Origin of the sequence: Streptomyces clavifer, from assembly GCF_036345975.1 — a bacterium.
Taxonomy (GTDB): domain Bacteria; phylum Actinomycetota; class Actinomycetes; order Streptomycetales; family Streptomycetaceae; genus Streptomyces; species Streptomyces clavifer.
Map to the genome: position 1 here is coordinate 6,148,275 of NZ_CP107793.1, position 25,426 is coordinate 6,173,700.

Consider the following 25,426-nt stretch of genomic DNA (forward strand, 5'->3'; position numbering starts at 1 on the left):
GGAATCCGAATCGCGGACCGGTCGGTTACTTGACGCCGAGACCGGCGTCGGCGACCTCGGGCTGACCCGCGGCCCCGAGGATCTTGTTCAGCGGCTTCAGGTCGTAGATGCCGTTGAGGTCGGGCTTCTCCAGGAGACCGGCCTTGACCGCGTGGTCCGCCTGCGACTGGAGCGTCGCGGCCAGCGGGTCGTCGGTGATCTGGATGGACTCCCACGCCGGGTCGAGTACCTCGGCGGGCAGCGCCTTGCCGCTCAGCTCCTCGAGCGCGGCGTTGGCCGAGGCCTTCGCCTCGTCCGGGTTGGCGTTGATCCACTTGTTGGTGTTCACGGTGCCGCGCAGCACCGCCTCGACGACGTCCGGGTGCTCGGTGAGGAACTTCTGCGACACGATGATGTTCGTGATCACGAACTTGTCGTCGGGCCACAGCGACGACTCGTCGAGCAGGACCTTCCCGCCCTCGGCGACCAGCTTGGACGCGGTCGGCTCCGGGACCCAGGCGCCGTCCAGGGAGCCCGACTTGTAGGCGTCCGGAGTCACCTTGTTGTCCGAGCGGACCACGGACACGTCGCCCTTGCCGCTCTGGGCGTCGACCTTCCAGCCCTTCTCGGAGATCCAGTTGAGGAACGCCACGTCCTGGGTGTTGCCCAGCTGCGGGGTGGCGATCTTCTTGCCCTTGAGGTCGTCCAGCGTCTTGATCTTCTTCGGGTTGACGACCAGCTTCACTCCGCCGGACGCCGAACCGCTCACGATCCGCAGGTTCTTGCCCTGGGACTTGGTGAAGCCGTTGATCGAGGGGGAGGGGCCGATGAAGCCGATGTCGATCGAGCCCGCGTTGAGCGCCTCGATCTCCGAGGGCCCTGCGTTGAACGTGGAGGGCTTGACCGTGGTGCCGCCCAGCTCCTTGGCGATGAGGCCTTCCTGGATGCCGACCAGGGCGGTCGCGTGCGTGAGGTTCGGGAAGTAGCCGATCTTCACGGTGTCCGCGGAGAGCTTCTTTCCGTCGGCGGAGACGTTCGACTTCTCGGCGTCGTCGTCCTTCGCCTCGGAGCCGTAGCCGCAGGCGGTGAGCGCCACGGCGAGCAGCGGCAGAGCGGCGGCAGCGGCGATGCTGCGGCGAACGGTGGTACGGGGGGCAGACACGGGAGGCTTTCCTCTCGGTGGCCCGGTGCTCACGTCCCTCTGAAGTCGGGGAGCGCGGCCGGGAAGTCGGCAGGTCTTCGCCGCACCTGGTGGTGCGGATGGTACGAGCGGGCGCGCAGGCAGTGCGCGTACGTCATCACGCACATCGCCCGACCCCGCCCTGGCCGCTGCCGAGGGCGCCGCTGCCGACACGGCCGCCCTCCTTCGCGAAGGTCGAGAAGAAGTCCGTACTCATCAGAAGTCCCACTCCGCGTCGTCGGCGGCCGTGCCGGCGGTCTCGGCGGCACCCGCGGTGACGGCGGCGAACGAGGCGCCCGCCATGCCGGCCGTCAGGGTCGTCCCGTCCGCCGGGTCGATCAGGAGGAACGAACCGGTGCGCCGGGAGGCCGCGTAGGCGTCGAGCGCGAGCGGCTCGGCGGTACGGACCACGACACGGCCGATGTCGTTGGCGACGAGCTGTCCCGGTGCGGGGTGCTGGGACAGGTCGTCCAGCGTGAGCCGCGAGGGGATGTCCTTGACGATCGCCTTGACCGTGCGGGTGGTGTGCTTGAGCAGCACCCGCTGGCCCACGGCGAGCGGCCGGTCGGCGACGTGGCAGACGGTCGCCTCGACGTCCTGCGTGACGGCGGGGGCGTCGTCCGCGGGGGCGAGCAGATCGCCGCGCGAGACGTCGATGTCGTCGGCCAGCCGGATCGTCACCGACTGCGGTGCCCAGGCGACGCCGACGCTCTCGCCGAGTGCGTCGATCCCCTCGATCGTCGTGGTGCGTCCGGACGGCAGTACGGAGACGGTCTCGCCGACCCGGAACACCCCGGCGGCGATCTGACCGGCGTAGCCCCGGTAGTCGGGGTGCTCGGCGGTCTGCGGGCGGATCACGTACTGCACCGGGAAGCGTGCGTGGCACTCGGTCAGGTCGTGGCTGACCGGGACGGTCTCCAGGTGTTCCAGCACGGTCGGACCGCCGTACCAGTCCATGTGCGCGGACGGTTCCACGACGTTGTCGCCGGCCAGCGCCGAGATCGGGATCGCGGTGATCTCCGGGACGCCGAGCGAGGCGGCGTACGCGGTGAACTCCTCGGCGATCGCGGCGAAGACGGGCTCCGCGTACTCCACGAGGTCCATCTTGTTCACGGCGAGCACGACGTGCGGGACGCGCAGGAGCGCGGCGACGGCGGCGTGCCTGCGGGTCTGCTCGACGACGCCGTTGCGGGCGTCGACCAGGACGACGGCGAGCTCGGCGGTGGAGGCGCCGGTGACCATGTTCCGGGTGTACTGCACATGGCCCGGGGTGTCGGCCAGGATGAAGCGGCGGCGGGGCGTGGCGAAGTAGCGGTAGGCCACGTCGATGGTGATGCCCTGCTCGCGCTCGGCCCGCAGCCCGTCGGTCAGCAGCGCCAGGTCGGGAGCCTCCTGGCCGCGGTTGGTGGAGGCCAGTGCGACGGCTTCCAACTGGTCGGTGAGGACCGACTTGGAGTCGTGCAGGAGGCGTCCGACGAGGGTGGACTTGCCGTCGTCGACCGATCCGGCCGTGGCGAAGCGCAGCAGGGTGGTGGCCGCCGACTGCTCGGCCGGCTGAACGGATGCGGTCATTTTAGAAGTACCCCTCGCGCTTGCGGTCTTCCATCGCGGCCTCGGACATCTTGTCGTCGGCGCGGGTCGCGCCCCGCTCGGTGAGCCGGGAGGCGGCGATCTCGGTGATCACGTCGTCCAGCGTGGTGGCGTCGGAGTCGACGGCACCGGTGCAGGACATGTCCCCGACCGTGCGGTAGCGGACCTGACGCGTCTCCACCCTCTCGTGCTCCTTGGGGCCGCCCCAGTCACCGGCGGTGAGCCACATGCCGGAGCGGTTGAACACCTCGCGCTCGTGGGCGAAGTAGATCCCGGGGAGCTCGATGCCCTCGCGCTCGATGTACTGCCAGACGTCCAGCTCGGTCCAGTTGGAGATCGGGAAGACGCGGACGTGCTCCCCGGGGGCGTGCCGGCCGTTGTAGAGCTGCCACAGCTCGGGGCGCTGGCGGCGCGGGTCCCACTGGGAGAACTCGTCGCGCAGCGAGAAGACGCGCTCCTTGGCCCGGGCCTTCTCCTCGTCGCGCCGGCCGCCGCCGAACACGGCGTCGAAACGGTGCTGCTGGATGGCCTCGGTGAGCGGGACCGTCTGCAGCGGGTTGCGGGTGCCGTCGGGGCGCTCGCGGAGCTTGCCGGCGTCGATGTACTCCTGGACGGAGGCGACGTGGAGGCGCAGCCCGTGCTCCGCCACCGTCCGGTCGCGGTATTCGAGGACCTCGGGGAAGTTGTGCCCCGTGTCCACGTGCAGCAGCGTGAAGGGCACGGGCGCCGGAGCGAACGCCTTCAGTGCCAGGTGCAGCATCAGGATCGAGTCCTTGCCGCCGGAGAACAGGATCACCGGGCGCTCGAACTCGCCCGCGACCTCGCGGAAGATGTGCACCGCCTCCGACTCCAGGGAGTCGAGGTGGCTGAGCGCGTACGGGTGGACGGTGCCTTCCGGCACGGTGGCGACGGTGCTCACGCCAGGCCCCTCTCGGTGAGCAGCGCGCGGAGCGCCGCTGCGGACTCCTGCACGGTCTGCTGGTGCGACTCGATCCGCAGATCCGGCGACTCGGGTGCCTCGTAGGGGTCGTCGACCCCGGTGAGGCCACTGATCTCGCCGGCGGCCTGCTTGGCGTACAGCCCCTTCACATCGCGTACGGAGCACACCTCGACGGGGGTCGCGACGTGCACCTCCAGATACGTGGTGCCCTCGGCCAGATGGCGCTTGCGCACCGCGTCACGGCTGTCGGCGTACGGCGCGATGACCGGCACGAGCACCTTCACACCGTTGGCGGCCAGCAGACCGGCGACGAAGCCGATCCGAGCCACGTTGGTGTGCCGGTCCTCGCGGGTGAAGCCGAGGCCCGCGGAGAGGAACTCCCGGATCTCGTCGCCGTCCAGGACCTCGACCCGGTGGCCCTCGCCCCGCAGGCGGCCCGCCAGTTCGTACGCGATGGTGGTCTTGCCCGCGCTCGGCAGACCGGTGAGCCAGACGGTGGCTCCCGTCTCCGTCACGCTCATCGATATCTCCTGATCAGTCGTCATCAGCCGTGCAGCCCGCATTCGGTCTTCCCGCGGCCGGCCCAGCGGCCGGCCCGTGCGTCCTCGCCCTCCAGCACCCGCCGGGTGCAGGGCGCGCAGCCGACGGAGGCGTAGCCGTCCATCAGCAGCGGGTTGGTCAGTACGCCGTGCTCGGCGACGTACGCGTCCACGTCGTCCTGGGTCCAGCGGGCGATCGGGGAGACCTTGACCTTGCGGCGCTTCTCGTCCCAGCCGACGACCGGGGTGTTCGCCCGGGTGGGGGACTCGTCGCGGCGCAGACCCGTCGCCCAGGCCCCGTACGCGGTCAGGCCCTCTTCCAGCGGCTTGACCTTGCGCAGCGCGCAGCACAGGTCGGGGTCGCGGTCGTGGAGCTTCGGCCCGTGCTCGGCGTCCTGCTCGGCCACCGTCCGCCGCGGCGTCAGGGTGATGACGTTGACGTCCATCACCGCGTCGACCGCGTCACGGGTGCCGATGGTCTCCTCGAAGTGGTAACCCGTGTCGAGGAACACGACGTCCACGCCGGGGGCGACGCGGGAGGCGAGGTGTGCGACGACCGCGTCCTCCATGGAGGAGGTGACGCAGAACCGCTTGCCGAAGGTGTCGGTGGCCCACTTCAGGATGTCGAGCGCGGAGGCGTCCTCCAGCTCGCGCCCCGCCCGCCCGGCCAGCTCCTTCAGGGCCTCGTCGGTGAGCTCGTCCGTGTGCAGCGTGTCCGTCATGTCCCGTCCCCTTCCACGTCGTCGCGCTGGAGTCCGTGGGCCAGCAGGCCCAGGAACTTCAGCTGGAACGCGCGATTGCAGGAAGCACATTCCCAGGCGCCGTGCCCGGCCTCGTGCGGGCGCAGGTCCTCGTCACCGCAGTACGGGCAGTAGAACGGCGCGGCACGCCCGCTCATGACAGGGACTCCGCACTGGCGCGGGCCGCCCAGGTGGCGAAGCGCTCGTCGTCCTCGCGCTCCTCCTGGAACCTGCCGAGCACCCGCTCGACGTAGTCGGGGAGTTCGGCCGAGGTGACCTTGAGACCGCGGACCTTGCGGCCGAAGCCGGCCTCCAGGCCGAGTGCGCCGCCGAGGTGCACCTGGTACCCCTCGACCTGGTTGCCCTCGGAGTCCAGCATCAGCTGTCCCTTGAGGCCGATGTCCGCGGTCTGGATGCGGGCGCAGGCGTTCGGGCAGCCGTTGATGTTGATGGTGAGCGGCTCCTCGAAGTCCGGCAGGCGGCGCTCCAGTTCGTCGATGAGCGCGGCGCCCCGCGCCTTCGTCTCGACGATCGCCAGCTTGCAGAACTCGATGCCGGTGCAGGCCATGGTGCCGCGCCGGAAGCTGGAGGGCTTCACCTGGAAGTCCAGCGCCTCCAGCCCGGCGGACAGGGACGCGACCTGGTCCTGCTCCACGTCAAGGATGATCATCTTCTGCTCGACGGTGGTGCGCACCCGGCCCGAGCCGTGCGCCTCGGCCAGCTCCGCGATCTTGGCCAGGGTGGAGCCGTCCACCCGGCCGACGCGCGGCGCGAAGCCCACGTAGAAACGGCCGTCCTGCTGCTGGTGGACGCCGATGTGGTCGCGCCAGCGGGAGGAGGGTTCGGCGGGGGCGGGGCCGTCCAGCAGCGGACGCTTCAGGTACTCGTCCTCCAGTACCTGGCGGAACTTGGCGGGACCCCAGTCGGCCATCAGGAACTTCAGGCGGGCGCGTGTCCGGAGCCTGCGGTAGCCGTAGTCGCGGAAGATGCCCACGACACCGGCCCAGACGTCGGCGACCTCGTCCAGCGGGACCCAGGTGCCCAGGCGCTCGGCCAGCCGCGGGTTCGTGGACAGACCGCCGCCGACCCACACGTCGAAGCCGGGGCCGTGCTCGGGGTGGTCGACGCCCACGAAGGCGATGTCGTTGATCTCGTGCACCACGTCCTGGACGGGGGAGCCGGAGATCGCCGTCTTGAACTTGCGCGGCAGGTTGGAGAATTCGGGGCTGCCGATGTACCGCTCGTGGATCTCGTCCACCGCGGGCGTGCCGTCGATGATCTCGTCCGCGGCGATGCCCGCCACGGGAGAGCCGATGATCACACGGGGGCAGTCGCCGCACGCCTCGGTCGTGGAGAGCCCGACGGCCTCCAGCTTCTCCCAGATCGCCGGGACGTCCTCGATGCGGATCCAGTGCATCTGGACGTTCTGCCGGTCGGTGATGTCGGCCGTTCCGCGCGCGTACTGCTCGGAGATCTCACCGATCACCCGCAGCTGCGTGGTCGTCAGCCGTCCGCCGTCGATGCGCACCCGCAGCATGAAGTACGAGTCCTCGAGCTCCTCGGGCTCCAGCACCGCGGTCTTGCCGCCGTCGATGCCGGCGCGGCGCTGCGTGTAGAGGCCCCACCAGCGCATGCGTCCGCGCAGGTCGTTCGGGTCGATGGAGTCGAATCCGCGCTTGGAGTAGATCGTCTCAATGCGCGTCCGCACGTTGAGACTGTCGTCGTCCTTCTTGAACTGCTCGTTCCCGTTGAGTGGCGTGAAGTGACCCATGGCCCACTGACCTTCGCCACGGTGCCGGCCGGCCTTGCGGCGGGGCGTGGCGGTAGCAGGCTTTTCGGGGTTGGCGGCCATGGCAAGTACGTCCTTCGGGACTGCAGGAGGGCGGCTCTGAACTGCACACTCGCGTGAGGCGCGGCGGTGCGCAGGGGTGATGCGGGGATCTGGGTTCGCGGCGGTGCTGGAGTCTCTCAGCGTGCCGGACAGATGGCGCTGGACATGCGGCCGAGGTCGACGTGCCGCCGACTCACCAAGGCAATTCCAGTTCCAGACATGACGGAAGCGTGTCACGCGTATCTTGGGCCAGTCCACCACGATCCACCATGTGGACGAGATGGTCCCGGATTGTGAGACGCTGTGGTCTCCGTCACGTCCGGACTGTCGACAAAGCTGTTTTTCCGGTACGGAAGTCAGTACGAGGTCTCCGTGTACGCGCCGGGCCAGGGCCCCGGGTGCGCCACGTCGGGCTCGCGTTCGGTCCTGGTGTCGAAGAGCCGGAAACCGCGGCGCAGGTAGTTGTCCATGGCGTGCGGACCGTCGTCGGAGCAGGTGTGCACCCACACCCGCTCGGTGGGCAGCCGGCCGGGGTGCCGCTCCGCGAGGTCCCAGGCGCGCGCCACCCCGTACGACAGCAGGTGGCCGCCGATCCGGCGGCCCCGGAAGGCCGGGATGAGCCCGAAGTAGGCGATCTCGACCACGCCGCCCTCCTGCGAGTCGAGCTCGATGAATCCGGCGGGCGTCCCGTTCTCGTACGCCACCCAGGTCTCGCCGCCGGGCCGCTCCAGGATCTCCCGCCACTGCGCGTACGTCAGCCCCAGGCGGTCGGTCCAGCGGACGTCGCCGCCCACCGCGGTGTAGAGGAACCGGCTGAACTCGGGCAGCGGCGTCCCGGACCGCACGATCCGCACCCCGGGCGGAGGATCGGCGGAGGCGCTCAGATCGGTGGGCGACGTCTGTTCAAGGGACCAGACGGTCACTTCGGAGGTGGACGTCCGGGAGGGGGACTCCTCGGGACCGGGCGGGGCCGGAGCGTCGGACCGCGGGACAGCCGCAGAGCCGGACTCCGGGGGACCAGGGGCGTGCAGGGGGTTGCTCATGGCCGCCAGGGAATCATGCCGCCCGCCCGCCCTCCCATCCGGCCCGCTCACACCGCACCGGCGGACGCACGTGCCCTGACCACCACCGGAGCCGTCGAGCGGGGCAGCAGGTCGGCCGGCTGGTCCGGATGGACCACCTCGACCTCGACCTCCTCGTCGAAGCGGTACGGGCGGTGGGCGAGCACCTCCGCGAGATGGCGCCGTACCCGGGAGATCTCGGCCCGCACCGTCACCGTCCTCGTCGGGTCGCCGAAGAGGTCCTGGGCCAGCTCCGCCGCGGTGCGCCCCTCCCGGTGCAGGGCCAGCGCGTACAGCAGCTCCGCGTGACGCGGTGAGAGCCGGCGGGACCACGTGCCCACCGGACCCGTCACATGGACCGCGAGCCCCCGCTCCCGGCTCAGGTCGAGCACCACCCGGCGGGGCGGCCCGTCCGGCGAGCCGTCCGCGACCCGCACCAGCCAGCCGCCCGGCAGCGGCTCCACGCGGCACATGCCGAGCGAGGCCAGCCACACCTGGCCCGGCCGCATCGACCTGGGCAGCGGGAGCCGGTCCACGGGCGGCATCCCGCTGACCGCGGCCGGCCATCCGTGGGCGTCCACCACCAGGGCCCGGCCGCCCAGCCGGCACAGGATCGGCGCTGCCACCGACCGCAGCCGCTCGATCGCCACCAGGTGCCGGTTCCGCAGCTCGCTCTCCGCGAGCGCGGCCACCGAGCCGACCAGGGCCAGCGTCGTCGGATGGAAGGCGGACGCCGGTCCGCTCACGTCGACGATGCCCACCAGCCGCCCGTCGCGCGGATCGCGCACCGGGGCCGCCGCGCAGGTCCAGGTGTGCAGGACCCGGACGAAGTGCTCGGCCGAGTGGACCTGGACGGGGGCGCGGGTGGCCAGCGCGGTACCGATGGCGTTCGTACCCGTCGCCGACTCCGACCAGGCGGCCCCCTCCTCCAGACAGATGTCCTTGGCCCGGTGCATCACGGCAGGGTGGCCCTGGCGCCACAGCACCCGGCCCTCGTCGTCGGTCACGACCATGATCTGCCGCGTCGCGTCCGCGATGACGGCCAGCCCGTCCCGCAGCAGCGGCATCACCCCGCCGATGGGCGTGCTCCTGCGCCGGTGCTCGATCTCCTCGGTCGCCAGCAGCCTGCTCTCCGTCGACTGCTCGGGATCGACACCGCTGCGCAGCGCACGGTTCCAGGACGCGTCGATCTCCGCGCGCGGGCCCGCGGCCGCGCGCTCACCCGCCAGCCTGGCCTCCCGGGCCCGGTGGACCAGGCGGGTGGTCGCCGCCGAGTACGGGTCGGCCACCGGTCGCGGCGCCGCGACGGGGCTTGCTTCCATGACTGGATTCCCCCAATGAGGCGTGGGCCCGATCCGGAACGGGGCACCGGACCCAGGAGACCCATCCTTGCGTGCCGAGGGTCCCGCTACCCCGCACTCCACACAATGGTTGCAACCCTTTGCAACTCTGGTGGCACGGCGCCGGTCGTCGGACAATGGCGGAACACCGTGCGCGGCGTCATCGACCCCGCCGTGCGGTGGTGCAGAAGCGTGGAGGGTGGTGCCGTGTCGGCGCAGCACCACCCTCCGTCGTTTCCCGCGGTGGACTACCGGGCCCGTGCCCGCTCCACGACCGAGGCCAGATCCAGACTGTGCGGGAGCGTTCCGAACGCCGAGCCCCAGTCGCCGCCCAGCCGTGAGGCGCAGAAGGCGTCCGCCACCTCGGGCGGCGCCCAGCGCAGCAGCAGCGAGCCCTGGAGCACGAGCGCCATCCGCTCCACCAGCCGCCGGGCCCGCGCCTCGACCGCGTCCAGATCAGCCAGCTCGGTCAGCAGGTCCTTGATCGCCGCGTCGAGCCGGTGATCGGCCCCGCGCGCCTTCCCGACCTCCTGCAGGAAGGCGTTGAGCGCCTGCGGCTCGCGTTGCAGGGCCCGCAGCACATCGAGGGCCTGTACGTTGCCCGAGCCCTCCCAGATCGAGTTGAGCGGCGCCTCGCGCAGCAGCCTGGGCATGCCGGACTCCTCCACGTACCCGTTGCCGCCGAGGCACTCCAGGGCCTCGCCGACCACCGCGCCGCACCGCTTCGTCACCCAGTACTTGGCGGTCGGGACCGCGATCCGCAGGAAGGCGCGCTCCTCCTCCGTGTTTGCGTCGTACGCGGCGGCCAGCCGCAGCGCGAGCGTCGTCGCCGCCTCCGACTCCAGGGCCAGATCGGCCAGCACGTTGCGCATCAGCGGCTTCTCGATCAGCAGCCCGCCGAACGCGCTGCGGTACGCGGTGTGGTGGACGGCCTGCGCCACCGCCTGCCGCATCAGGGCGGCCGAACCCACCACGCAGTCCAGCCGGGTCGCCGCCACCATCTCGATGATGGTGCGCACCCCGCGCCCCTCCTCGCCGACCCGGCGGGCCCAGGTGCCGTCGAGCTCGACCTCGCCGGAGGCGTTGGACCTGTTGCCCAGCTTGTCCTTGAGCCGCTGGACGGCGAACGCGTTGCGGGTGCCGTCCGGCAGGACGCGCGGTACGAGGAAGCAGCTCAGCCCGCCCGGCGCCTGCGCCAGCACCAGGAACCCGTCGGACATGGGTGCGGAGCAGAACCACTTGTGGCCGGTGAGCAGATATTCCCCGTCGGCTGCCAGCGGCTGCGCCCGGGTGGTGTTGGAGCGGACGTCCGTGCCGCCCTGCTTCTCGGTCATGCCCATCCCGAAGAGCACACCGGCCTTCTGCGACGCGGGCCGCAGCCCTTCCTCGTACACGTGCGAGGTCAGCAGCGGCTCCCACTCGGCGGCCAGCGCCGGGTCGGTCCGCAGCGCCGGGACGGCCGCGTGCGTCATCGACAGGGGGCAGCCGTGGCCCGCCTCGGCCTGCGTCCACACCAGGAAGCCGGCCGCGCGCCGGACGTGCCCGCCCGGCCTGCCCCAGGCGTCGGTGAGTCCGGCCCCGACGGCGTGCCCCAGCAGCCGGTGCCAGGCCGGATGGAACTCCACCTCGTCGATGCGGTGCCCGTACCGGTCGTGCGTCCGCAGCTTCGGCGGGTTCTCGTTCGCCTGCGCACCCCACGCCTGGGCCTGGGCGGAGCCGGCGGAGAGGCCGAGCTCTTCGAGTTCCGTCCGCGCGCCGGCGAGGATCCCGGGCTCCAGGTGCCGTTCGACGGCCTCCGTCAGGGCACGGTCGGTGGCGAAGACGTCATAGCCGACCAGCGGCGGAACCTGGTTGGTCACTGTGTGGGTCGTTGCTGCCATGCCGATACGGTAAGGAGGTGCAGGCAGCAAAAGAAACACCCGAGCGCCCACCGGGTCGGCTCCACCGGGCTCGAGTCCTCTACCGCAACGTATCCAAGCGGCAGATGGCGTGGCAGTTGCTCAAGGACACGGTCAACTCGTGCATCGAGTACCGCATCCTCGGCCTCGCGGCAGAGGCCGCGTTCTTCACGCTGCTGTCCCTGCCCCCGCTGCTGCTCGGCCTGATCGGGCTGCTCGGCTACGTCGACGAATGGACGGCCACCACCACGGTCGCCTCCATCGAGCGCAACATCCTGGGCGCGGTGCAGACGGTGCTGTCCGAGCGGGGCGTCAACGACATCGCCCGGCCGCTGATGGACGACGTCACCACCGGGGCCCGCCCCGACGTCATCTCCATCGGCTTCGCGATCGCCCTCTGGTCGGGATCGCGCGCGGTGAACGTCTTCATCGACACCATCACCGTGATGTACGGGCTCGACGGGCACCGCGGCATCGTCAAGACCCGGCTGCTCGCCTTCCTGCTGTACGTGGTCGCGCTGCTGCTGGGAGCGGTGGTGCTGCCCCTGCTGGTGGTCGGCCCCGACCGGGTGGTGGAGTTCGTCCCGTGGGGCACCGAGGTGCTCGCCGTCCTGTACTGGCCCTTGGTCATACTCCTGTCCATCGCGTTCCTCACGACGCTCTACCACGTGTCCGTGCCGGTCCGCTCGCCGTGGATGGAGGACGTCCCCGGAGCGCTCGTCGCCCTGGGGATGTGGGTGATGGGCAGCTTCCTCCTCCGGATCTACCTCACCAGCACCGTCGAAGGCCCCACCATCTACGGCTCGTTGGCCGCGCCCATCGCCGTCCTGCTCTGGATAGGCATCTCCGCCTTCGCGGTACTCGTCGGAGCCGCGGTGAACGCCGCGATCGACCACGTGTGGCCGTCACTGGCCACGGCCGCCGCACGAGCGGCGACGGAGCGGGTGCGCGCGGCACAGGCGGCGGAACTCGTGGCCCGTGCCCGGGCGGCCCAGTGGGAGGCCTACGCGGACGACGAGGAGGAGGACGTCTGCATGCCCTCCGAATTCCCGGAACGCTGGTCGCGCTTCCTGCCCCCGGACGACGTGAAGTCCCGGCTGCACACCGGCCGGGACACGAAGGACACGAAGGACACCCGGGACACCAAGGGCTTCGGGACACCGGGGAATCCCCCCAGGGACCAGGATGGGCGGTAGCGGGGGCAGGAGGCGCCTGGAACCCGGCAGCCCCGAGGACCTCTCTTCTCATCTTGCGGTCATGAGCGGGCGGTACACGGAGCGGCCGACGGGGTGGGGCGGAGCGGTCGTCTGGACCTGGCAGGGGCCCCGCGGGCCCGAGCGGCCGGTGCTGCCGGACGGCTGCATGGACCTGATCTGGGCCGGTGGGCACCTGCTCGTCGCGGGGCCCGACACCCGTGCCGTCACGGTGGCCGACACCGGCGACGGACTCCGTGCGGGGATCCGCTTCGCCCCCGGTACGGGGCCCGCCCTCCTCGGTGTACCGGCGCACGAACTGCGCGACCGGCGGGTCGCCCTCGACGCGCTCTGGAGGGGGGCGGAGGCCCGCAGGCTCGGCGAGCGGATGGCGGAGGCCGCCGACCCGGCCGCCGCACTGGAGGACGTCGTCCTCGGCAGGGCGGCCGCCGCGGCGCCGCCGGACCCGGTCATGGTGTCCGTCGCCGGCCGGCTGGAGCAGGGGCACTCCGTCGCGGCCACCGCGGGTGCCGCCGGCCTCGGCGCGCGCCAGTTGCACCGGCGCTCCCTGGCCGCGTTCGGCTACGGGCCCAAGACGCTGGCCAGGGTCCTGCGGCTGCAGCGGGCCCTGACCCTCGTACGGGCGGGGACGCCGTACGCCGAGGCCGCGTACGCGGCGGGCTGCACCGACCAGTCCCACCTCGCCCGTGAGGTGCGGGACCTGGCCGGTACAACACTCGGCGGCTACCTGGCCGGACTGGGCTACGGGCCGGCCGGCGCGCTCGCCGCGAAGAGCGACACGGCGCAGCCGTCGGGATCCAGGACGACCGCGTAGCGCTGCCCCCAGACGGCGTCCCAGGGTTCGAGGTGGCCCTGGTACCCGGCGCCGGTCAGTTCGGCGTACACCGTGTCGACCTCCGCCGGGCTGTCGCAGAGGAAGGCGAGACCGAGCCGCTCGCCGCCCTTGGCCGGGGTCCAGCCGGGGTCCATGGAGCGGGCGACGTCCTCGGTGTCCCACATCAGACGCTGTCCGCCCGGGAGAGCCACCTCCACATGGGGTGCGGACGCGGCGTCGGCGGGGATGTCGAGTCCGAGGCGGCGGTAGAAGGAGAGGGATGCGGCCATGTCGGCGGTGGTGACGGAGATCGCGTCAAGTCGTGGAGTCATGGTCCGAACCTATGCGGGCGGCTCCGGGGGCGTCTTGTAGGAAACGGTCATCCGCGCGGGCACGGCGGGCAGCCGTCCGGGGCCGCCCGCCCGCACGGTTCACCGGTCCGTGCAGGCGTCCGGTGAGGTGCCCGGGTCCGTCAGCGGCAGGCCCAGCTGGGCCCGTTCCGTCAGCCAGCGGGTCGGGCGGTGGCGCGGGTCGCCGGTCGTGGTGTGCAGGGCCCGCTGCAGCTCCAGCATCCGGGCGGCGCCGATCCGGTCGCCCCAGGCCAGCGGCCCCACCGGGTAGCCGAGCCCGGTCGTCACCGCCAGGTCGATGTCCGCCGGGGCGGCGAGCGAGCGCTCCGCGATCGACGTAGCGACGGACACCACCGAGGCGAGCAGCCGCTGCGCGACCGAGCCCGCCGTGTCCCGGACCACCGACACGGCGTACGGCTCCTCGCCGTCCGCCGCGCGGGCCAGCACCGCGCGAGCGTCCCGCGCGGCGGCCGGGTCGGCGGCGGGCGTCACCGCGAGCACCCGGCGGCGGCCCGCGGCGGGCAGCGGGTCCACGCCGAAGGTGCGCCCGGGGGGCAGCCCCAGCGAGGCGACCGCGGCCGCCGCCGTGGTCCCCCAGACCGGGACCAGCACAAGCGCCCCGGCCGAGGGAACGGCGCCGGTCTCGACGGCGGCCCCGGCGGAGGCCAGGGCCTCGCGGAGCGCCGCGGAGCCGGGGACGGCCGGGCCGGCCATGAACAGCGGCCGGTCCGCGTCGCCCGTCACCGGCGGCTCCGCGTCCGGTCCCGGCGCCTCGGAGCCGTACGCGAACCAGCCCTGCCCGGTCTTGCGGCCGTGCAGTTTCGCGGTCACCCGGTTCGGGGTCAGGTACGAGGGGCGGAGCCGGTCCTCGTGGCGGAATCCCTGCCAGATGGAGTCGATCACGGCCGCCGTCACGTCGAGCCCGGTGAGGTCCATCAGCTCGAACGGGCCCATCCGCAGGCCCAGCACGTCCCGGGCGATGCGGTCGATGTCGGCGGGGCCGGCCACCGACTCCTCCAGCAGGGCCAGCGCCTCGGTCACCAGGCCGCGTCCGGCATGGTTCACCAGGAAGCCCGGGGTGTCGGCGACCGTGACCGCGCGGTGGCCGCAGCTCTCGACCAGCGCGGTGAGGGCCGGCGGGATCTCCGGACGCGTCGCGGCACCCGGCACGACCTCGACGATCCGCATCAGCGGTACGGGGTTGAAGAAGTGCAGGCCCGCCAGCCGCGTCGGGTCGGTGAGCGAGGCGGCGATCGCGGTCACCGACAGGGACGAGGTGTTGGTCGCGAAGACGGCGGAGGCGGGCAGCGCCTGCTCCAGCTTCCCGAACACCTCGGCCTTGGTGTCCAGATCCTCCCGCACGGCCTCGACGACCAGCTCGACGTCCGGACCCTGCGCCCAGGGATCGTCCAGCGGGACCAGCCGCCGCAGGGCCGCGTCCCGCTCCCCGGCGGACATCCGTCCCTTCTCCACGGCGCGTTCCAGCATGGACCGCACGAAGCCGACGGCCGCCGTCACCGCCTCCGGCCGGACGTCGCACAGCTCGACGGTGTGTCCGCCGGTCACCGCCCACTGGGCGATACCGCGGCCCATGGCTCCGGCGCCGACGATCCTGATACGCATGGCAGTTGCGGTCCTCTCGGGAGGGAATCGGGGAGAGCCCCGGGACCGGGGCGGTGTTCTCAGCGAAGATAGACGCGGCCGGGGTCGACGTCCTCCCGGAGCAGCCGGAGCTCCGCCGCGGTCGGCGGCGGTACGGTCCCGACCTCGTCGGACACCTTCAGGTCCCAGCCGGTCGCCTCCCGGACCTGCTCGACCGTGACACCCGGGTGGACGGCGATCAGCCGCAACTCCTCGCCGATGCCGCCGCGGGCCAGGATCCCCAGCTCGGTGATGACCCGGGTGACGCCCACGCCCAGCGGCCGGATGCCCTCCGAGAGCGCCCGGTCAGGCCCCGGCGTGGTGCAGAAGTCGAGGGACCCGGTGAAGGACCGGGGGTCGTGACGGCGCATCACCACGAAGACCTCGCGGGAGTTGGCCATCACCTCGATACCGCCGCCGGAACCGGGCAGCCGCACCCGAGGGCTCTCCCAGTCGCCGATCACGGAGGTGTTCAGGCTTCCCCACCGGTCGATCTGCGCGGCGCCCAGGAAGCCCACGTCGATGTGACCGCCCTGCAGGACGCAGCCGAACAGCGCCGGCATGGACAGCACGGCCTCCGCACCCGAGATCAGCACGGCGTCGGCGATGGTCTCCGGCAGGTGCGAGGGGTGCGCGCCGCAGACCCCGGACTCGTACACGACCTCGATCTGCGGGGCGACCGTCAGACGCGCCAGCTCGGTGGCGAGGGTCGGCAGCCCGATCCCGGCGAACACGGTTCGGCGTGAGGCCAGTTCGCGGGAGGCGACGACGGAGAGCAGCTCCGAGGACGTGACGGCGTCCGGCTCGGTGGTGGTGGTCATGGCCGCTCCTTCTCGTGGTCCGTGGTCCCGCGCGGTCCTGTCGTCCGTGCTCACAGCCGCCGTCCGTAGTTCACCGGCTCGCTGAGCGCCTCGCCGACCGCGAGCCCCGCCCAGAACTCCTCACCCTGCTTGGCGACGTACGCGGCGTGGTCGGCCGTCCCGTACACCCACTCCGCCAGCCATGCCCGCAGCCGCTCCGGGTCCTTGCTGATGTGCGACCAGGCCCGGTAGAAGTCGTTGTCGCGGTCGTAGTAGCCCTGCGCGAAGGACGGGTGCGCGCCCCGCGGGCACACCACGACGGCGTCGACCGCGTGCGAGGGGACGAGCGTGCGGTTGGGGTCCGAGCGGACCACCTCGTCCCCGACGATCTCCTCGACGACGACGATCGCCTTGTCCGCCGCGTACACCGCTTCCGCCTGGATGCCCGTCAGGCCCCAGATCTGGGTGTTGCCCCTGCGGTCGGCGCGCTGCGCGTGGATGATCGTCACGTCCGGGTTCACGGGCGGAACGACGTAGATCTGCTCCGGTCCGCCGTCCGGGCCCGGGTAGGGCGACGTCATCCTGCGCAGCGCGCTGTTGACGGACGGCAGATCGCTGCCGCCGTAGCTGCGCAGCGGATAGAACGGCAGCCGCTGCGAACCGGCGAGGTAGCGGCAGACCATCCCGTAGTGGCTGTACTCCTCGAAGGCGAGCGGCTCGGGGTCCGCGCGCTCGATCCTGCGCCGGAGCTCACCGAGCGAACCGGCGGAGGAGTTGCCGACGAAGGAGGAGACCAGCCGCGAGACACAGCCCGCGGCGAGCATCTGGTCCACCACGATGTCCGCCGTCATGCGGACGACCGTGAGGTCCCGACGACCCTGACGGATGATCTCGTGCCCGGCGGCGGTCGGGACGAGGTGGGTGAAGCCCTCCAGACTGACGGTGGAGCCGTCGTGCACGAAGGCGGCGACGGCCTCCCTCATCGACATGACTTTGCTGGGCCCGTCGGCCGTGTCCGTCCGTTCCACGGTGCTCCTCGGCGAGGTGTGTGCTGGTCCGCACCACCGTGTCAGCGGGCATTGATTGCTGTCCAATACCAAATTAAGGTCGCATCCAGACCGCTGGCTAATGAATGGACAGTCGTATGGAGCTGCGTCATCTGACCGCGTTCACCGCCGTGGCCGAGGAACTGCACTTCGGCCGGGCGGCCAAACGGCTGCAGATGGCCCAGCCGCCGCTCAGCCAGCAGATCAGGCAGCTGGAGAAGGAGCTCGGCGTCCAGCTCTTCGAGCGCAACACCCGCTCCGTGCGGCTCACCGGCGCCGGGGAGTCGTTCCTCGAACCCGTACGGGCGGTCCTGGAGGATCTCGACACCGCCGTACGGGCCGCCAAGGCCGCCGGACGCGGGGAGTACGGGCGGGTCACGATCGGTTTCGCCGGTGCCTCCAGCCACGAGACGCTGCCCCAGCTGACCAGGGCCGTGCGGGCGGCTCACCCGGCTCTGGAGCTGGTCATGAAGGGGCAGACGTATGCCAACGTGGCCCTGTCCCGGGTCGCCGACGGCTCCCTCGACCTGGGCTTCGTCCGGCTCCCCGTGACCCAGCCCGGCGTGGCCCACCGGGTGATCGAGGAGGAGGAGCTGCTGTGCGCGCTGCCCTCCGACCACCGACTGGCCGCACTGGAGAGCATCCCGATCGGGATCCTCGCCGACGAACCCTTCGTCTCGTTCCCCGCCAACGCCGGATCCACGGTGCGCGACGCGATGGTCGAGGCCTGCGAGGCCACCGGCTTCAATCCGCGCGTGGTGCAGGAGGCGCCCGACTCGTACACGATCCTGGCCCTCGTCGCCGCCGGGGTGGGGGTCACGCTCACGGTCTCCTCGTGCCGGCACATCCAGCAGAACGGGCTGGTCTACCGGCCCCTCGCGGGCCCGCCCATCCGGCGCCAGGCCGCACTGGCCTGGCGAGCGGACAACCCGTCCCCGGCCCTCCGCGCGGTGCTCGCGGTCGCCGAGGAGGCCCTGCCCACACCCGGAGCCTGATTGAGACGCGCAGCGTCTCGAAGACCGGTGAACTCGATATTGGACCGACTCAGTGATCCAGTGCGAAGGTCACCCCACACACCCGAAACCGCCGAAAGGTGTTCCGCCGTGCCCGACCATGTCGATGTCGTCATCTGCGAACCGCTGCGCACCCCCATCGGGCGTTTCGGCGGAGCCTTCGCCCGGCAGACGCCCGCCGCGCTCGCCGCACGCGTCATCGCCGAGGTCGTCGCCCGTACCGGGATCGACCCCGAGCGGGTCGACGAGGTGATCCTCGGACACGCCTACCCCACGTCCGACGCCCCGGCCATCGGCCGCGTCGCCGCCCTGGACGCCGGACTCCCCGCCTCCGTCACCGGCGCCCAGATCGACCGGCGCTGCGGTTCCGGCCTCCAGACGGTGCTCGACGCGGCCATGCAGATCCGGGCCGGGTTCAGCGACGTCGTGATCGCGGGAGGCGTCGACGTCATGAGCGCCGCCCCCTACTACACGCACGACGGCCGGTGGGGCATCAAGGGCCCCGGCCTCCAGCTCCACGACTCGCTGGCCCGCGGCCGGGTCACCGCGGGCGGCGTCAACCACCCCGTGCCCGGCGGCATGATCGAGACCGCGGAGAACCTGCGCCGCGCCTACTCCGTCAGCCGCGCCGACCAGGACGCCCTGGCCCTGCGTTCGCAGGCCCGCGCCGCCCGCGCCGTGAAGGAGGGGCGCTACGCGGCGGAGACCGTCCCCGTCACCGTACGCAGCCGCAAGGGCGACACGCTCGTGACCGCCGACGAGCACCCCCGCCCCGACACGACCGCCGGGCAACTCGCCGCGCTGCGCCCCCTCATGGGTGCGTCCGACCCGGAGGCGACCGTCACCGCGGGCAACGCCAGCGGTCAGAACGACGCGGCCGCCGCCTGCCTCGTCACCAGTGCCGCCACGGCGGAACGGCTCGGACTCACCCCGCTCGTCCGGCTCGTCTCCTTCGCCCGCGCCGGCGTCCCCGCCGCCACCATGGGCATCGGGCCCGTCCCCGCCACCCTCGCCGCCCTCGGCCGCGCCGGGCTCACCCTCGCCGACCTCGACCTGATCGAGATCAACGAGGCCTTCGCCGCCCAGGTCCTGGCCTGCACCAGGGAGCTGGGCCTCGGCGAGAAGGACCACGAGCAGCGGATCAACGTCAACGGGTCCGGAGTCTCGCTCGGCCACCCGGTGGGCGCCACCGGTGCCCGCATCCTCGCCACGCTCGCCCGCGAGATGCACCGCAGCGAGGCCCGCTACGGCCTGGAGACCATGTGCATCGGCGGCGGCCAGGGCCTCGCCGCCGTCTTCGAGCGCGTCACCGCCTGACCTCCCTCCCCGTCCCCCTCTGCTCCGCCCCCTCCTCAGCGCGACCCAGGGCGTCTCGGGCGACGCCCCGGTCCGCCATGCCCTCATCCGCTTGATCAACGATGTTCACGGGAGCCACCCATGAGTGCGTCCACCGCAACCGCACGCGAGAAGACGAAAGCCGCCAACCGCGCCGGGTTCGGAGCCTTCATCGGCTCCACCATCGAGTGGTTCGACTTCTACATCTACGGAACCGCGGCGGCGCTCGTCTTCGACAAGGTCTTCTTCCCCGAACTCGAGGGCCCCCTGGGCACCCTGGTCGCCTTCGCCACCTTCTGGGTCGGCTTCCTCGCCCGCCCGATCGGCGGCATCGTCTTCGGCCACTACGGCGACCGCCTCGGCCGCAAGAAGACCCTCGTCATCACCCTGCTGATGATGGGCGTCTCCACCACCGCGATCGGTCTGCTGCCCGGCTACGCCTCCATCGGCATCGCCGCCCCGATCCTGCTGGTCTGCATCCGCATGATCCAGGGCATCGGCCTCGGCGGGGAGTGGGGCGGCTCCGTCCTGATCGCCTCCGAGCACGCGCCCAAGGGCAAGTCGGTGCTGTACGGGGCGTTCGCCCAGCAGGGCTCGCCCGTCGGCAACACCCTCTCCACCCTGAGCTTCCTCGCCATCAGCCAACTGCCGGACGAGGCCTTCGTCTCCTGGGGCTGGCGGGTTCCCTTCCTCGCCTCCGCCGCCCTCGTCATCGTGGGACTGCTGGTCCGGCTGAAGGTCGCCGAGTCCCCGGCCATGGCCAAGCTCATCGAGAAGAAGGAAGTCGTCAAGCTCCCGCTGACCGAGGTCCTGCGCAGCCACCCCATGCTGATCGTCCTCGGCATAGGCGCCTGCACGATCGGCCTGTCGGCGACGTACTTCAAGTCGACGTTCGCCCTCTCCTGGGCCACCACGTCGCTCGACTTCGACCGCAGCTCGTTCCTGACGATCATCCTCGTCGCCAACGTCACCCAGATCGTCGTCCAGCCCTTCGGCGCGCTCATCGCCACCCGGATGAAGAGCTGGTCCCGCGCGGTGACCGTGATGCTGGTGCCCGAGCTGATCCTGATGCCGGTGATGTTCGTCCTCATCAGCACCGGGGACTACGGCCTCGCGATGCTCGGAGTCGCCGTCGCCACCATCCCGCACTGCCTCTACTACGCGGCCCTCGCCGGCATGCTCGCCAGCCGCTTCCCCGCCCATCTGCGCTACACCGGCATCTCGCTCTGCTACCAGCTGTGCGGCACCCTCCTCGGCGGGACGACCCCGATCATCGGCCAGTTCCTGCTCAACCGGACGGGCTCGATCACCGCCGTCATCGCGTACGCGGTGTTCCAGGTGGCGCTGACCCTGGGCTGCATGCTCCTCCTGCTGAAGCGGCCCAACCACGACGAGTTGGCCGCCGAGCCGGCCGCCGCTCCGCGCACCGCCCCCGTCTCCGCCTGACCCCGCGAGCAGAACGGACCACATCATGCCCCTGACCGTGCACGGCATCCCGGAGATCCTCGCCCTCGGCGGGCGCGACCTCGGGCACTCCGGCTGGAAGGAGGTCACCCAGGAGCTCATCGACGCCTACGCCCACGTCTCCGGGGACCACCAGTGGATCCACACCGACGTCGCCCGCGCCGCGGACGGCCCGTACGGGCGCACCATCGCCCACGGCTACATGGTCCTGAGCTGGGGCATCCCGATGTTCGGCGAACTGCTCCAGGTGAGCGGGGTGGGACGCGCGCTCAACTACGGGGTCGACCGGGTCCGCTACCCGGCGCCCGTCCCCGTCGGCAGCCGCGTGCGGCTGCACGCCTCCGTCACCGGCGTGACGGAGGTCGCGCGGGGCGGCGTACGGATGACCCGGGCCTTCACCTTCGAGCTGGAGGGTTCCGAGAAGCCGGCCTGCGTCGCCGAGTCGCTGACGCACTTCTACCCGTAGGCCGACGCGACCGCACTACCCGGCCCGGTCCGCGGTCTCCGGCTCCCGGGCCGGTGCGGGGGCCGGTGCGGCCAGATGGTCCCTGGGGCCGTCGGGGTCCGTCAGCCGGTTCAGCCGTGCCGGCACGTCGAAGCCGATCAGCAGCACCACGATCACCGTGCCCGCGAACGTCAGTACGGCGAGCGCCTGCCCGAGATCCATCCCGGACGCCAGATGTGCCCCGAGGACCGGAGCGACGGCCCCGCCGAGCGCCCCCACGTTGTACGTGAAGCCCAGCGCGGCGCCGCGGCTCGTGGTCGGGAAGTGGCCGCCGATGTATCGCGGCAGCAGACCGGAGATCCCGAAGCTCGTCGCCTGGAGCAGGAACAGCAGGCAGCCCAGCAGCAGGAGGTTGTCCCGTACCGCGAAGACCGGGTAGACGAAGGCCAGCGAGGCGAGCAGCGTCAGTGCGTAAGCCTTCCTCGCCCCGATCCGGTCGCCCAGGAAGCCCGCCGCCCAGCAGCCGGCCATGGTCCCGAAGCCCGCGAAGTAGAGGACGTCGGTGACCTGCCCGGTGCTGTATCCCAGCTCGGTCTTCAGATAGGTGGGCAGCAGCGCCTGGATGGGCCACGAGTACAGGAACGCGAAGAACAGCGTGACGATCATCGACACGTAGAGCAGCCGGCTCCGCTTCCCGCCCAGCTGCACCGCGAACGCGGCCAGTGCGAGGCCCGCCACCACCGACAGGACCGGCACGAGGCCGTCACCGCCCGGTACGAAGATCAGGAACAGGGAGAGTGTGGCGGCCACGACGAGGACCGTGTTGGCCACGGCCCGTCCCCGGGTCATGAACAGCGGCCGGAACGGACTGGGCCTGGACTCCTCGTCCGCGACGGCGTCGGCCCATTCCCCGGCCTCCGGCAGCGCACGCCGCATCCACAGCGCGACCGCGATCGGGATCAGGCCCAGATAGAACATCCACCGCCAGCCGAGCGACGGCACCACCCAGGTGTAGACCTGGGCGGCGAGCACCGAACCGACGGAGAAGCCCGAGATCAGTAAGCCGCTGGCACGGCTGCGGAGCCTGGCCGGCCAGCTCTCCATGACGTACGTCGCACTGGCGCTGTACTCCCCGGCCATCCCCATGCCGATGGCCAGCCGGGCGGCGAAGAGGCTGTGGAAGTCCCAGGCGAATCCGCAGGCGAACGTGCCCAGGGAGTACAGCATGATGCTCAGCACCATCGACAGCTTGCGGCCGTACCGGTCACCGATGGCGCCGAGCACGGCGCCGCCCAGCCAGCGGGTGATGAACGCACCGGAGACCAGGCCGGCGGCCTGCACCGTGCTCAGGCCGAAGTCGTCGCTGATCTCGGTCAGCACGAGCGTGATCAGGACGAAGTCGAAGCCGTCGAGGACGTAGCCGATCCAGGCGGCGAAGAACGACTTCCACTGGGTACGGCTCACCTCGCGGTACCAGGGGAGCGTGGGGGGTGATGTCTGCACGGTGCACTCCATGATGCGGGACGGTGGCCGGCCGTCCCGCGTGGTGGGGCGGGTCAGGGCCGGGTGAGGCCGGCCACGAAACGCGCGGTCAGAGCGGTGGGCGCGGTGATGGCGGTGCCGACGACGACGCTGTGGGCGCCGCGGGCCAGTGCCTCGGCGGCCTCCGCGGGGGAGTTGATGCGCCCCTCCGCCACGACCGGGACGTCGATCGCGGCCGCGAGGGATGTGACCAGATCGAGATCCGGGCCGGTCTGCTCGGGAGTCCCCGGGACATAGCCGGACAGGGTCGTGGAGACGAAGTCCGCCCCCTGCGCCGCCGCGGTCACGCCCTCGGCGAGCGTGGACACGTCGGCCATGACCAGCGCACCGGCCGTGTGCACGGCGCTCACCAGCTCGGCGAAGGTGGAACCGTCGGGCCGCGGCCGGTCGGTGGCGTCGGCGGCGACCACGGCCGCACCGGCCTCGGCGACCGCCAGGGCGTGCCGGACCGTCGGCGTGATGTAGACGCCGGTGTCACCGTCCTTCCACAGGCCGATGACCGGCAGGTCGACGGCCGCGCTGATCGCGGCGACGACCGCCGGCTCGTTGGCGCGGATCGCGGCGCCGCCGCCCGCGACGGCCGACCGCGCGAGCCGGACGAGGGTGGCGGTGTCCCGCATCGGGTCGCCGGGCGGTGCCTGGCAGGAGACGATCAGCCGGCCGCGGAGGGTGGCGGTCAGGTCCTGTGCGCTCATCGGAGAACTCCCGGGTGGTGGAGGGGAAGGGTGGTGGTCAGGGCCGCCGCGCCGAGCACGGCCGCGTCGTGGCCGAACAGCGGCGGAACGGGGACGAGTCCGCGCAGCGGCGGCATCAGTTCGGCGGTGAACGCGGCGGCCAGGGCGTCCCCGTACAGCGCGCCGATCCGGGGGACCCCGCCACCGACGACGACCCGGTCGGGGCCCAGCGCGTTGGCGAGCCCGCCGAGGACGCGGCCGGTGGCCGCCGCGCCGGTGGTGATGGCGTGGACCGCCGCCTCGTCGCCCAGGGCGGCCCGGGACGCGACGGTCTCGAGCCGGTCCGCCGAGGTACCGGCGAGGCGCTCGTAGTGGGCGGTGATGCCCGGACCGGAGGCGATGACCTCCAGGTGCCCGGTGGCGCCGCAGGTGCAGGGCAGTCCGGCCGCCTCGGCGGCCGGCAGATGACCGAGGTGACCGGCGATGCCCGAGGCGCCGTGCAGCATCCTGCCGGCGACGGCGACGGCGCCGCCCACCCCCGTGCCGACCGCCGTGAACAGCAGCGACCCATGGGTGCCGGGCAGGGCCGCGAGCTCCGGCCCGGCGGTGGCCCGCACATCGTTGTCGCAGGCCACCGGCAGCCCCGTACGGTCCGCGAGCCCGGTGCCGAGCGCGGTACCCGCCCAGCCGCGTATGGAGTCGGTGGCGCTGGTGACCATGCCGGTGCGGGGGTCGACGACCCCGGCGGCGGCGATGCCGAGGGCCGTGGCGAGCCGGCCGGGGTCGGCCGCGGCGGCGGCCGCGGCGAGTGCGTCGAGCACCGCCGCCGCACCGTCGAGCGCCGGGGTGGGCCGGGTGAGCCGGGCCAGCACCGTGCCGTCGGCGGCGAACAGCGCAGCGGCGATCTTCGTGCCGCCGAGATCGAGCCCGAGGACCGGAGTGCCGGTGGCGGACGGGGTCATCGGACCGGCGGCAGACCGGCGCCGCGCAGCCGCTGCGAGACCAGCGCGACCGACTCGGCGGAGAGCTGGATCTGGGGGAACACGGTGGCACCGTCGTCGATGACACCGAGCAGCCGCAGCGCCGCCTTGAAGGAGCCGAGCGCCGACGAGCTGCGGCCCATGTCGGCCTCCGGGCCGGCGTCGACCATGGCGAACAGCTCGATCAGCCGCTCCTGCTCCCGGGCGGCGGTCGTCCAGTCACCGGCGCGCGCGGCGTCGTACAGCCGTACGTACCCGGCCGGGTCCACGTTGCCGATGCCCGGCACCACGCCGTCGGCTCCCGCCAGCAGGGCCGCGTCCACGGTGAGTTCGGAGCCGGTCAGCACGCTGAAGTGCGGCGCGGGCCCCCGCGCCCGGCCGTCCCGGCCGCCCAGCCCGACGAGGAGCCGGCGCAGCCCGCCCTCGTCCCCGCTGCTGTCCTTGAGACCGGCCAGGGTGCCGTCCTCGGCCAGCTCGCGGATCAGTGCGGCGGACAGCTTGGAGTGCACGGCGACCGGGATGTCGTACGCGAAGAGCGGCAGGTCCACGGCCGCGCGCAGCCGGCGGAAGTGCCCGGCGATCTCCTTGGGGTGCGTACGGGTGTAGAAGGGCGCCGTGGCGACGAGGGCGTCCGCGCCCAGGCGGGCGGCGGTCCTGGCGTGCTCGACGACCCGGGCGGTCGTGGTGTCGATGACGCCGGCCAGCACCGGGACCCGGCCGTCGGTCGCGTTGACCACGGTCTCCAGCACGGTGCCGCGCTGGTCATCGGTGAGGTAGGCGACCTCGCTGGTCGAACCGAGCGCGAACAGCCCGTGCACGCCACCTCCGACGAGGTGCTCGACGAGCCGCGCGAGGGATGCCGTGTCGACCTCCCCATCGCGGTCGAGCGGGGTGCAGACCGGCGGTACGACGCCGTGCAGCGGTGCGGTCAGAGACATGGTGAGGGCTCCAGCTCGGTGGAATCCGGTCCGGGGCCGCGCGGCCGGGACCGTGACATGAGACGTAAGATG

General features: G+C 72.1%; 25 protein-coding genes. 6 read left to right on the plus strand and 19 right to left on the minus strand.

Features of this window, described 5'->3' with window-relative positions; genetic code table 11:
* Positions 1–25: 25 nt before the first annotated feature.
* The 11 genes from OG927_RS26660 to OG927_RS26710 form a co-directional block, all read right to left on the minus strand.
* Positions 26–1,141 carry an aliphatic sulfonate ABC transporter substrate-binding protein gene (locus OG927_RS26660; protein WP_056791940.1) on the minus strand — a complete coding sequence of 372 codons (1,116 nt, stop codon included), beginning with the start codon at positions 1,139–1,141 and terminating at the stop codon, positions 26–28.
* Between the two features lie 234 nt (positions 1,142–1,375).
* The gene (locus tag OG927_RS26665) at positions 1,376–2,731 is read right to left on the minus strand and encodes a sulfate adenylyltransferase subunit 1 (protein WP_056791944.1); all 1,356 of its coding nucleotides are present in this window, start codon (positions 2,729–2,731) and stop codon (positions 1,376–1,378) included.
* A gap of 1 nt (position 2,732) precedes the next feature.
* Positions 2,733–3,668: a sulfate adenylyltransferase subunit CysD gene (gene cysD / locus OG927_RS26670; RefSeq protein WP_056791945.1), complete on the minus strand. Its 936-nt coding sequence runs from the start codon at positions 3,666–3,668 to the stop codon at positions 2,733–2,735.
* The gene (gene cysC / locus OG927_RS26675; RefSeq protein WP_079099393.1) at positions 3,665–4,234 is read right to left on the minus strand and encodes an adenylyl-sulfate kinase; all 570 of its coding nucleotides are present in this window, start codon (positions 4,232–4,234) and stop codon (positions 3,665–3,667) included. Before cysC ends, cysD begins: the two co-directional genes overlap by 4 nt.
* Positions 4,234–4,950, minus strand: coding sequence for a phosphoadenylyl-sulfate reductase (locus tag OG927_RS26680; protein WP_124280750.1), 717 nt, complete (start codon positions 4,948–4,950; stop codon positions 4,234–4,236). Before OG927_RS26680 ends, cysC begins: the two co-directional genes overlap by 1 nt.
* Positions 4,947–5,126, minus strand: a complete 180-nt coding sequence (locus OG927_RS26685; protein ID WP_056791952.1) for a hypothetical protein — start codon at positions 5,124–5,126, stop codon at positions 4,947–4,949. The genes OG927_RS26680 and OG927_RS26685 overlap by 4 nt, the downstream gene beginning before the upstream one ends.
* Positions 5,123–6,820: a nitrite/sulfite reductase gene (locus OG927_RS26690; protein ID WP_319105152.1), complete on the minus strand. Its 1,698-nt coding sequence runs from the start codon at positions 6,818–6,820 to the stop codon at positions 5,123–5,125. The genes OG927_RS26685 and OG927_RS26690 overlap by 4 nt, the downstream gene beginning before the upstream one ends.
* A 116-nt stretch (positions 6,821–6,936) precedes the next feature.
* On the minus strand, positions 6,937–7,020 hold the full coding sequence (locus tag OG927_RS26695; protein ID WP_310591794.1) for a putative leader peptide: 84 nt from the start codon (positions 7,018–7,020) through the stop codon (positions 6,937–6,939).
* A gap of 135 nt (positions 7,021–7,155) precedes the next feature.
* On the minus strand, positions 7,156–7,842 hold the full coding sequence (locus OG927_RS26700; RefSeq protein ID WP_079099383.1) for a GNAT family N-acetyltransferase: 687 nt from the start codon (positions 7,840–7,842) through the stop codon (positions 7,156–7,158).
* Between the two features lie 47 nt (positions 7,843–7,889).
* Entirely contained in the window at positions 7,890–9,182 is a 1,293-nt protein-coding gene (locus tag OG927_RS26705) for a GAF domain-containing protein (protein ID WP_056791958.1), read from the minus strand.
* 266 nt (positions 9,183–9,448) lie between these two features.
* The gene (locus OG927_RS26710) at positions 9,449–11,080 is read right to left on the minus strand and encodes an acyl-CoA dehydrogenase family protein (protein WP_330320894.1); all 1,632 of its coding nucleotides are present in this window, start codon (positions 11,078–11,080) and stop codon (positions 9,449–9,451) included.
* Between the two features lie 17 nt (positions 11,081–11,097).
* On the opposite strand from OG927_RS26710, the gene OG927_RS26715 reads away from it, so the two are divergent.
* The gene (locus tag OG927_RS26715; protein ID WP_079099382.1) at positions 11,098–12,294 is read left to right on the plus strand and encodes a YihY/virulence factor BrkB family protein; all 1,197 of its coding nucleotides are present in this window, start codon (positions 11,098–11,100) and stop codon (positions 12,292–12,294) included.
* A 61-nt stretch (positions 12,295–12,355) separates the two neighbouring features.
* Positions 12,356–13,126: a DUF6597 domain-containing transcriptional factor gene (locus OG927_RS26720; RefSeq protein WP_330320895.1), complete on the plus strand. Its 771-nt coding sequence runs from the start codon at positions 12,356–12,358 to the stop codon at positions 13,124–13,126.
* On the opposite strand, the gene OG927_RS26725 is transcribed toward OG927_RS26720, so the two are convergent.
* The 4 genes from OG927_RS26725 to OG927_RS26740 all read right to left on the minus strand — a co-directional run bounded on the left by OG927_RS26725 (position 13,054) and on the right by OG927_RS26740 (position 16,906).
* Positions 13,054–13,458, minus strand: a complete 405-nt coding sequence (locus OG927_RS26725; protein ID WP_330320896.1) for a VOC family protein — start codon at positions 13,456–13,458, stop codon at positions 13,054–13,056. The two genes, OG927_RS26720 and OG927_RS26725, sit on opposite strands and share 73 nt — an antisense overlap.
* 99 nt (positions 13,459–13,557) lie before the next feature.
* Complete coding sequence (locus tag OG927_RS26730; RefSeq protein ID WP_330320897.1) at positions 13,558–15,099, minus strand: 3-hydroxyacyl-CoA dehydrogenase; 1,542 nt, start codon at positions 15,097–15,099, stop codon at positions 13,558–13,560.
* Positions 15,100–15,158: 59 nt separating this feature from the next.
* Entirely contained in the window at positions 15,159–15,938 is a 780-nt protein-coding gene (locus OG927_RS26735) for a CoA-transferase subunit beta (RefSeq protein WP_056791971.1), read from the minus strand.
* Positions 15,939–15,988: 50 nt separating this feature from the next.
* Positions 15,989–16,906, minus strand: coding sequence for a CoA transferase subunit A (locus OG927_RS26740; protein WP_199862764.1), 918 nt, complete (start codon positions 16,904–16,906; stop codon positions 15,989–15,991).
* Positions 16,907–17,061: 155 nt separating this feature from the next.
* Here OG927_RS26740 and OG927_RS26745 point away from each other — a divergent pair, with 155 nt between their 5' ends.
* From OG927_RS26745 to OG927_RS26760, 4 genes are all read left to right on the plus strand, one after another.
* On the plus strand, positions 17,062–17,958 hold the full coding sequence (locus OG927_RS26745) for a LysR family transcriptional regulator (RefSeq protein ID WP_056791975.1): 897 nt from the start codon (positions 17,062–17,064) through the stop codon (positions 17,956–17,958).
* A 108-nt stretch (positions 17,959–18,066) separates the two neighbouring features.
* Positions 18,067–19,293, plus strand: a complete 1,227-nt coding sequence (locus OG927_RS26750) for an acetyl-CoA C-acetyltransferase (protein ID WP_330320898.1) — start codon at positions 18,067–18,069, stop codon at positions 19,291–19,293.
* 120 nt (positions 19,294–19,413) lie between these two features.
* Positions 19,414–20,757: an MFS transporter gene (locus OG927_RS26755; protein ID WP_209469450.1), complete on the plus strand. Its 1,344-nt coding sequence runs from the start codon at positions 19,414–19,416 to the stop codon at positions 20,755–20,757.
* Positions 20,758–20,782: 25 nt separating this feature from the next.
* Positions 20,783–21,241: a MaoC family dehydratase gene (locus OG927_RS26760; protein ID WP_056791983.1), complete on the plus strand. Its 459-nt coding sequence runs from the start codon at positions 20,783–20,785 to the stop codon at positions 21,239–21,241.
* Positions 21,242–21,256: 15 nt separating this feature from the next.
* On the opposite strand, the gene OG927_RS26765 is transcribed toward OG927_RS26760, so the two are convergent.
* The 4 genes from OG927_RS26765 to OG927_RS26780 are packed head-to-tail and all read right to left on the minus strand — an operon-like array spanning position 21,257 to position 25,354.
* On the minus strand, positions 21,257–22,735 hold the full coding sequence (locus tag OG927_RS26765) for a sialate:H+ symport family MFS transporter (RefSeq protein WP_330320899.1): 1,479 nt from the start codon (positions 22,733–22,735) through the stop codon (positions 21,257–21,259).
* 41 nt (positions 22,736–22,776) lie between these two features.
* On the minus strand, positions 22,777–23,457 hold the full coding sequence (locus OG927_RS26770; protein WP_056791987.1) for an N-acetylmannosamine-6-phosphate 2-epimerase: 681 nt from the start codon (positions 23,455–23,457) through the stop codon (positions 22,777–22,779).
* Positions 23,454–24,398 (minus strand): ROK family protein, encoded by a 945-nt coding sequence (locus OG927_RS26775; RefSeq protein WP_330320900.1) that lies wholly within the window; start codon positions 24,396–24,398, stop codon positions 23,454–23,456. The genes OG927_RS26770 and OG927_RS26775 overlap by 4 nt, the downstream gene beginning before the upstream one ends.
* Positions 24,395–25,354 (minus strand): dihydrodipicolinate synthase family protein, encoded by a 960-nt coding sequence (locus OG927_RS26780; RefSeq protein ID WP_056791990.1) that lies wholly within the window; start codon positions 25,352–25,354, stop codon positions 24,395–24,397. The genes OG927_RS26775 and OG927_RS26780 overlap by 4 nt, the downstream gene beginning before the upstream one ends.
* Positions 25,355–25,426: the final 72 nt, after the last annotated feature.

What these genes read in the sequence shown, in the direction of transcription:
- OG927_RS26665 (WP_056791944.1), bottom strand. Translation starts at nt 2,731, where the DNA reads ATGACCGCATCCGTTCAGCCGGCCGAGCAGTCGGCGGCCACCACCCTG.
- cysC (WP_079099393.1), bottom strand. Translation starts at nt 4,234, where the DNA reads ATGACGACTGATCAGGAGATATCGATGAGCGTGACGGAGACGGGAGCC.
- OG927_RS26680 (WP_124280750.1), bottom strand. Translation starts at nt 4,950, where the DNA reads ATGACGGACACGCTGCACACGGACGAGCTCACCGACGAGGCCCTGAAG.
- OG927_RS26685 (WP_056791952.1), bottom strand. Translation starts at nt 5,126, where the DNA reads ATGAGCGGGCGTGCCGCGCCGTTCTACTGCCCGTACTGCGGTGACGAG.
- OG927_RS26690 (WP_319105152.1), bottom strand. Translation starts at nt 6,820, where the DNA reads ATGGCCGCCAACCCCGAAAAGCCTGCTACCGCCACGCCCCGCCGCAAG.
- OG927_RS26695 (WP_310591794.1), bottom strand. Translation starts at nt 7,020, where the DNA reads ATGTCTGGAACTGGAATTGCCTTGGTGAGTCGGCGGCACGTCGACCTC.
- OG927_RS26700 (WP_079099383.1), bottom strand. Translation starts at nt 7,842, where the DNA reads ATGAGCAACCCCCTGCACGCCCCTGGTCCCCCGGAGTCCGGCTCTGCG.
- OG927_RS26705 (WP_056791958.1), bottom strand. Translation starts at nt 9,182, where the DNA reads ATGGAAGCAAGCCCCGTCGCGGCGCCGCGACCGGTGGCCGACCCGTAC.
- OG927_RS26710 (WP_330320894.1), bottom strand. Translation starts at nt 11,080, where the DNA reads ATGGCAGCAACGACCCACACAGTGACCAACCAGGTTCCGCCGCTGGTC.
- OG927_RS26720 (WP_330320895.1), top strand. Translation starts at nt 12,356, where the DNA reads ATGAGCGGGCGGTACACGGAGCGGCCGACGGGGTGGGGCGGAGCGGTC.
- OG927_RS26725 (WP_330320896.1), bottom strand. Translation starts at nt 13,458, where the DNA reads ATGACTCCACGACTTGACGCGATCTCCGTCACCACCGCCGACATGGCC.
- OG927_RS26730 (WP_330320897.1), bottom strand. Translation starts at nt 15,099, where the DNA reads ATGCGTATCAGGATCGTCGGCGCCGGAGCCATGGGCCGCGGTATCGCC.
- OG927_RS26735 (WP_056791971.1), bottom strand. Translation starts at nt 15,938, where the DNA reads ATGACCACCACCACCGAGCCGGACGCCGTCACGTCCTCGGAGCTGCTC.
- OG927_RS26740 (WP_199862764.1), bottom strand. Translation starts at nt 16,906, where the DNA reads ATGTCGATGAGGGAGGCCGTCGCCGCCTTCGTGCACGACGGCTCCACC.
- OG927_RS26745 (WP_056791975.1), top strand. Translation starts at nt 17,062, where the DNA reads ATGGAGCTGCGTCATCTGACCGCGTTCACCGCCGTGGCCGAGGAACTG.
- OG927_RS26755 (WP_209469450.1), top strand. Translation starts at nt 19,414, where the DNA reads ATGAGTGCGTCCACCGCAACCGCACGCGAGAAGACGAAAGCCGCCAAC.
- OG927_RS26760 (WP_056791983.1), top strand. Translation starts at nt 20,783, where the DNA reads ATGCCCCTGACCGTGCACGGCATCCCGGAGATCCTCGCCCTCGGCGGG.
- OG927_RS26765 (WP_330320899.1), bottom strand. Translation starts at nt 22,735, where the DNA reads ATGGAGTGCACCGTGCAGACATCACCCCCCACGCTCCCCTGGTACCGC.
- OG927_RS26770 (WP_056791987.1), bottom strand. Translation starts at nt 23,457, where the DNA reads ATGAGCGCACAGGACCTGACCGCCACCCTCCGCGGCCGGCTGATCGTC.
- OG927_RS26775 (WP_330320900.1), bottom strand. Translation starts at nt 24,398, where the DNA reads ATGACCCCGTCCGCCACCGGCACTCCGGTCCTCGGGCTCGATCTCGGC.
- OG927_RS26780 (WP_056791990.1), bottom strand. Translation starts at nt 25,354, where the DNA reads ATGTCTCTGACCGCACCGCTGCACGGCGTCGTACCGCCGGTCTGCACC.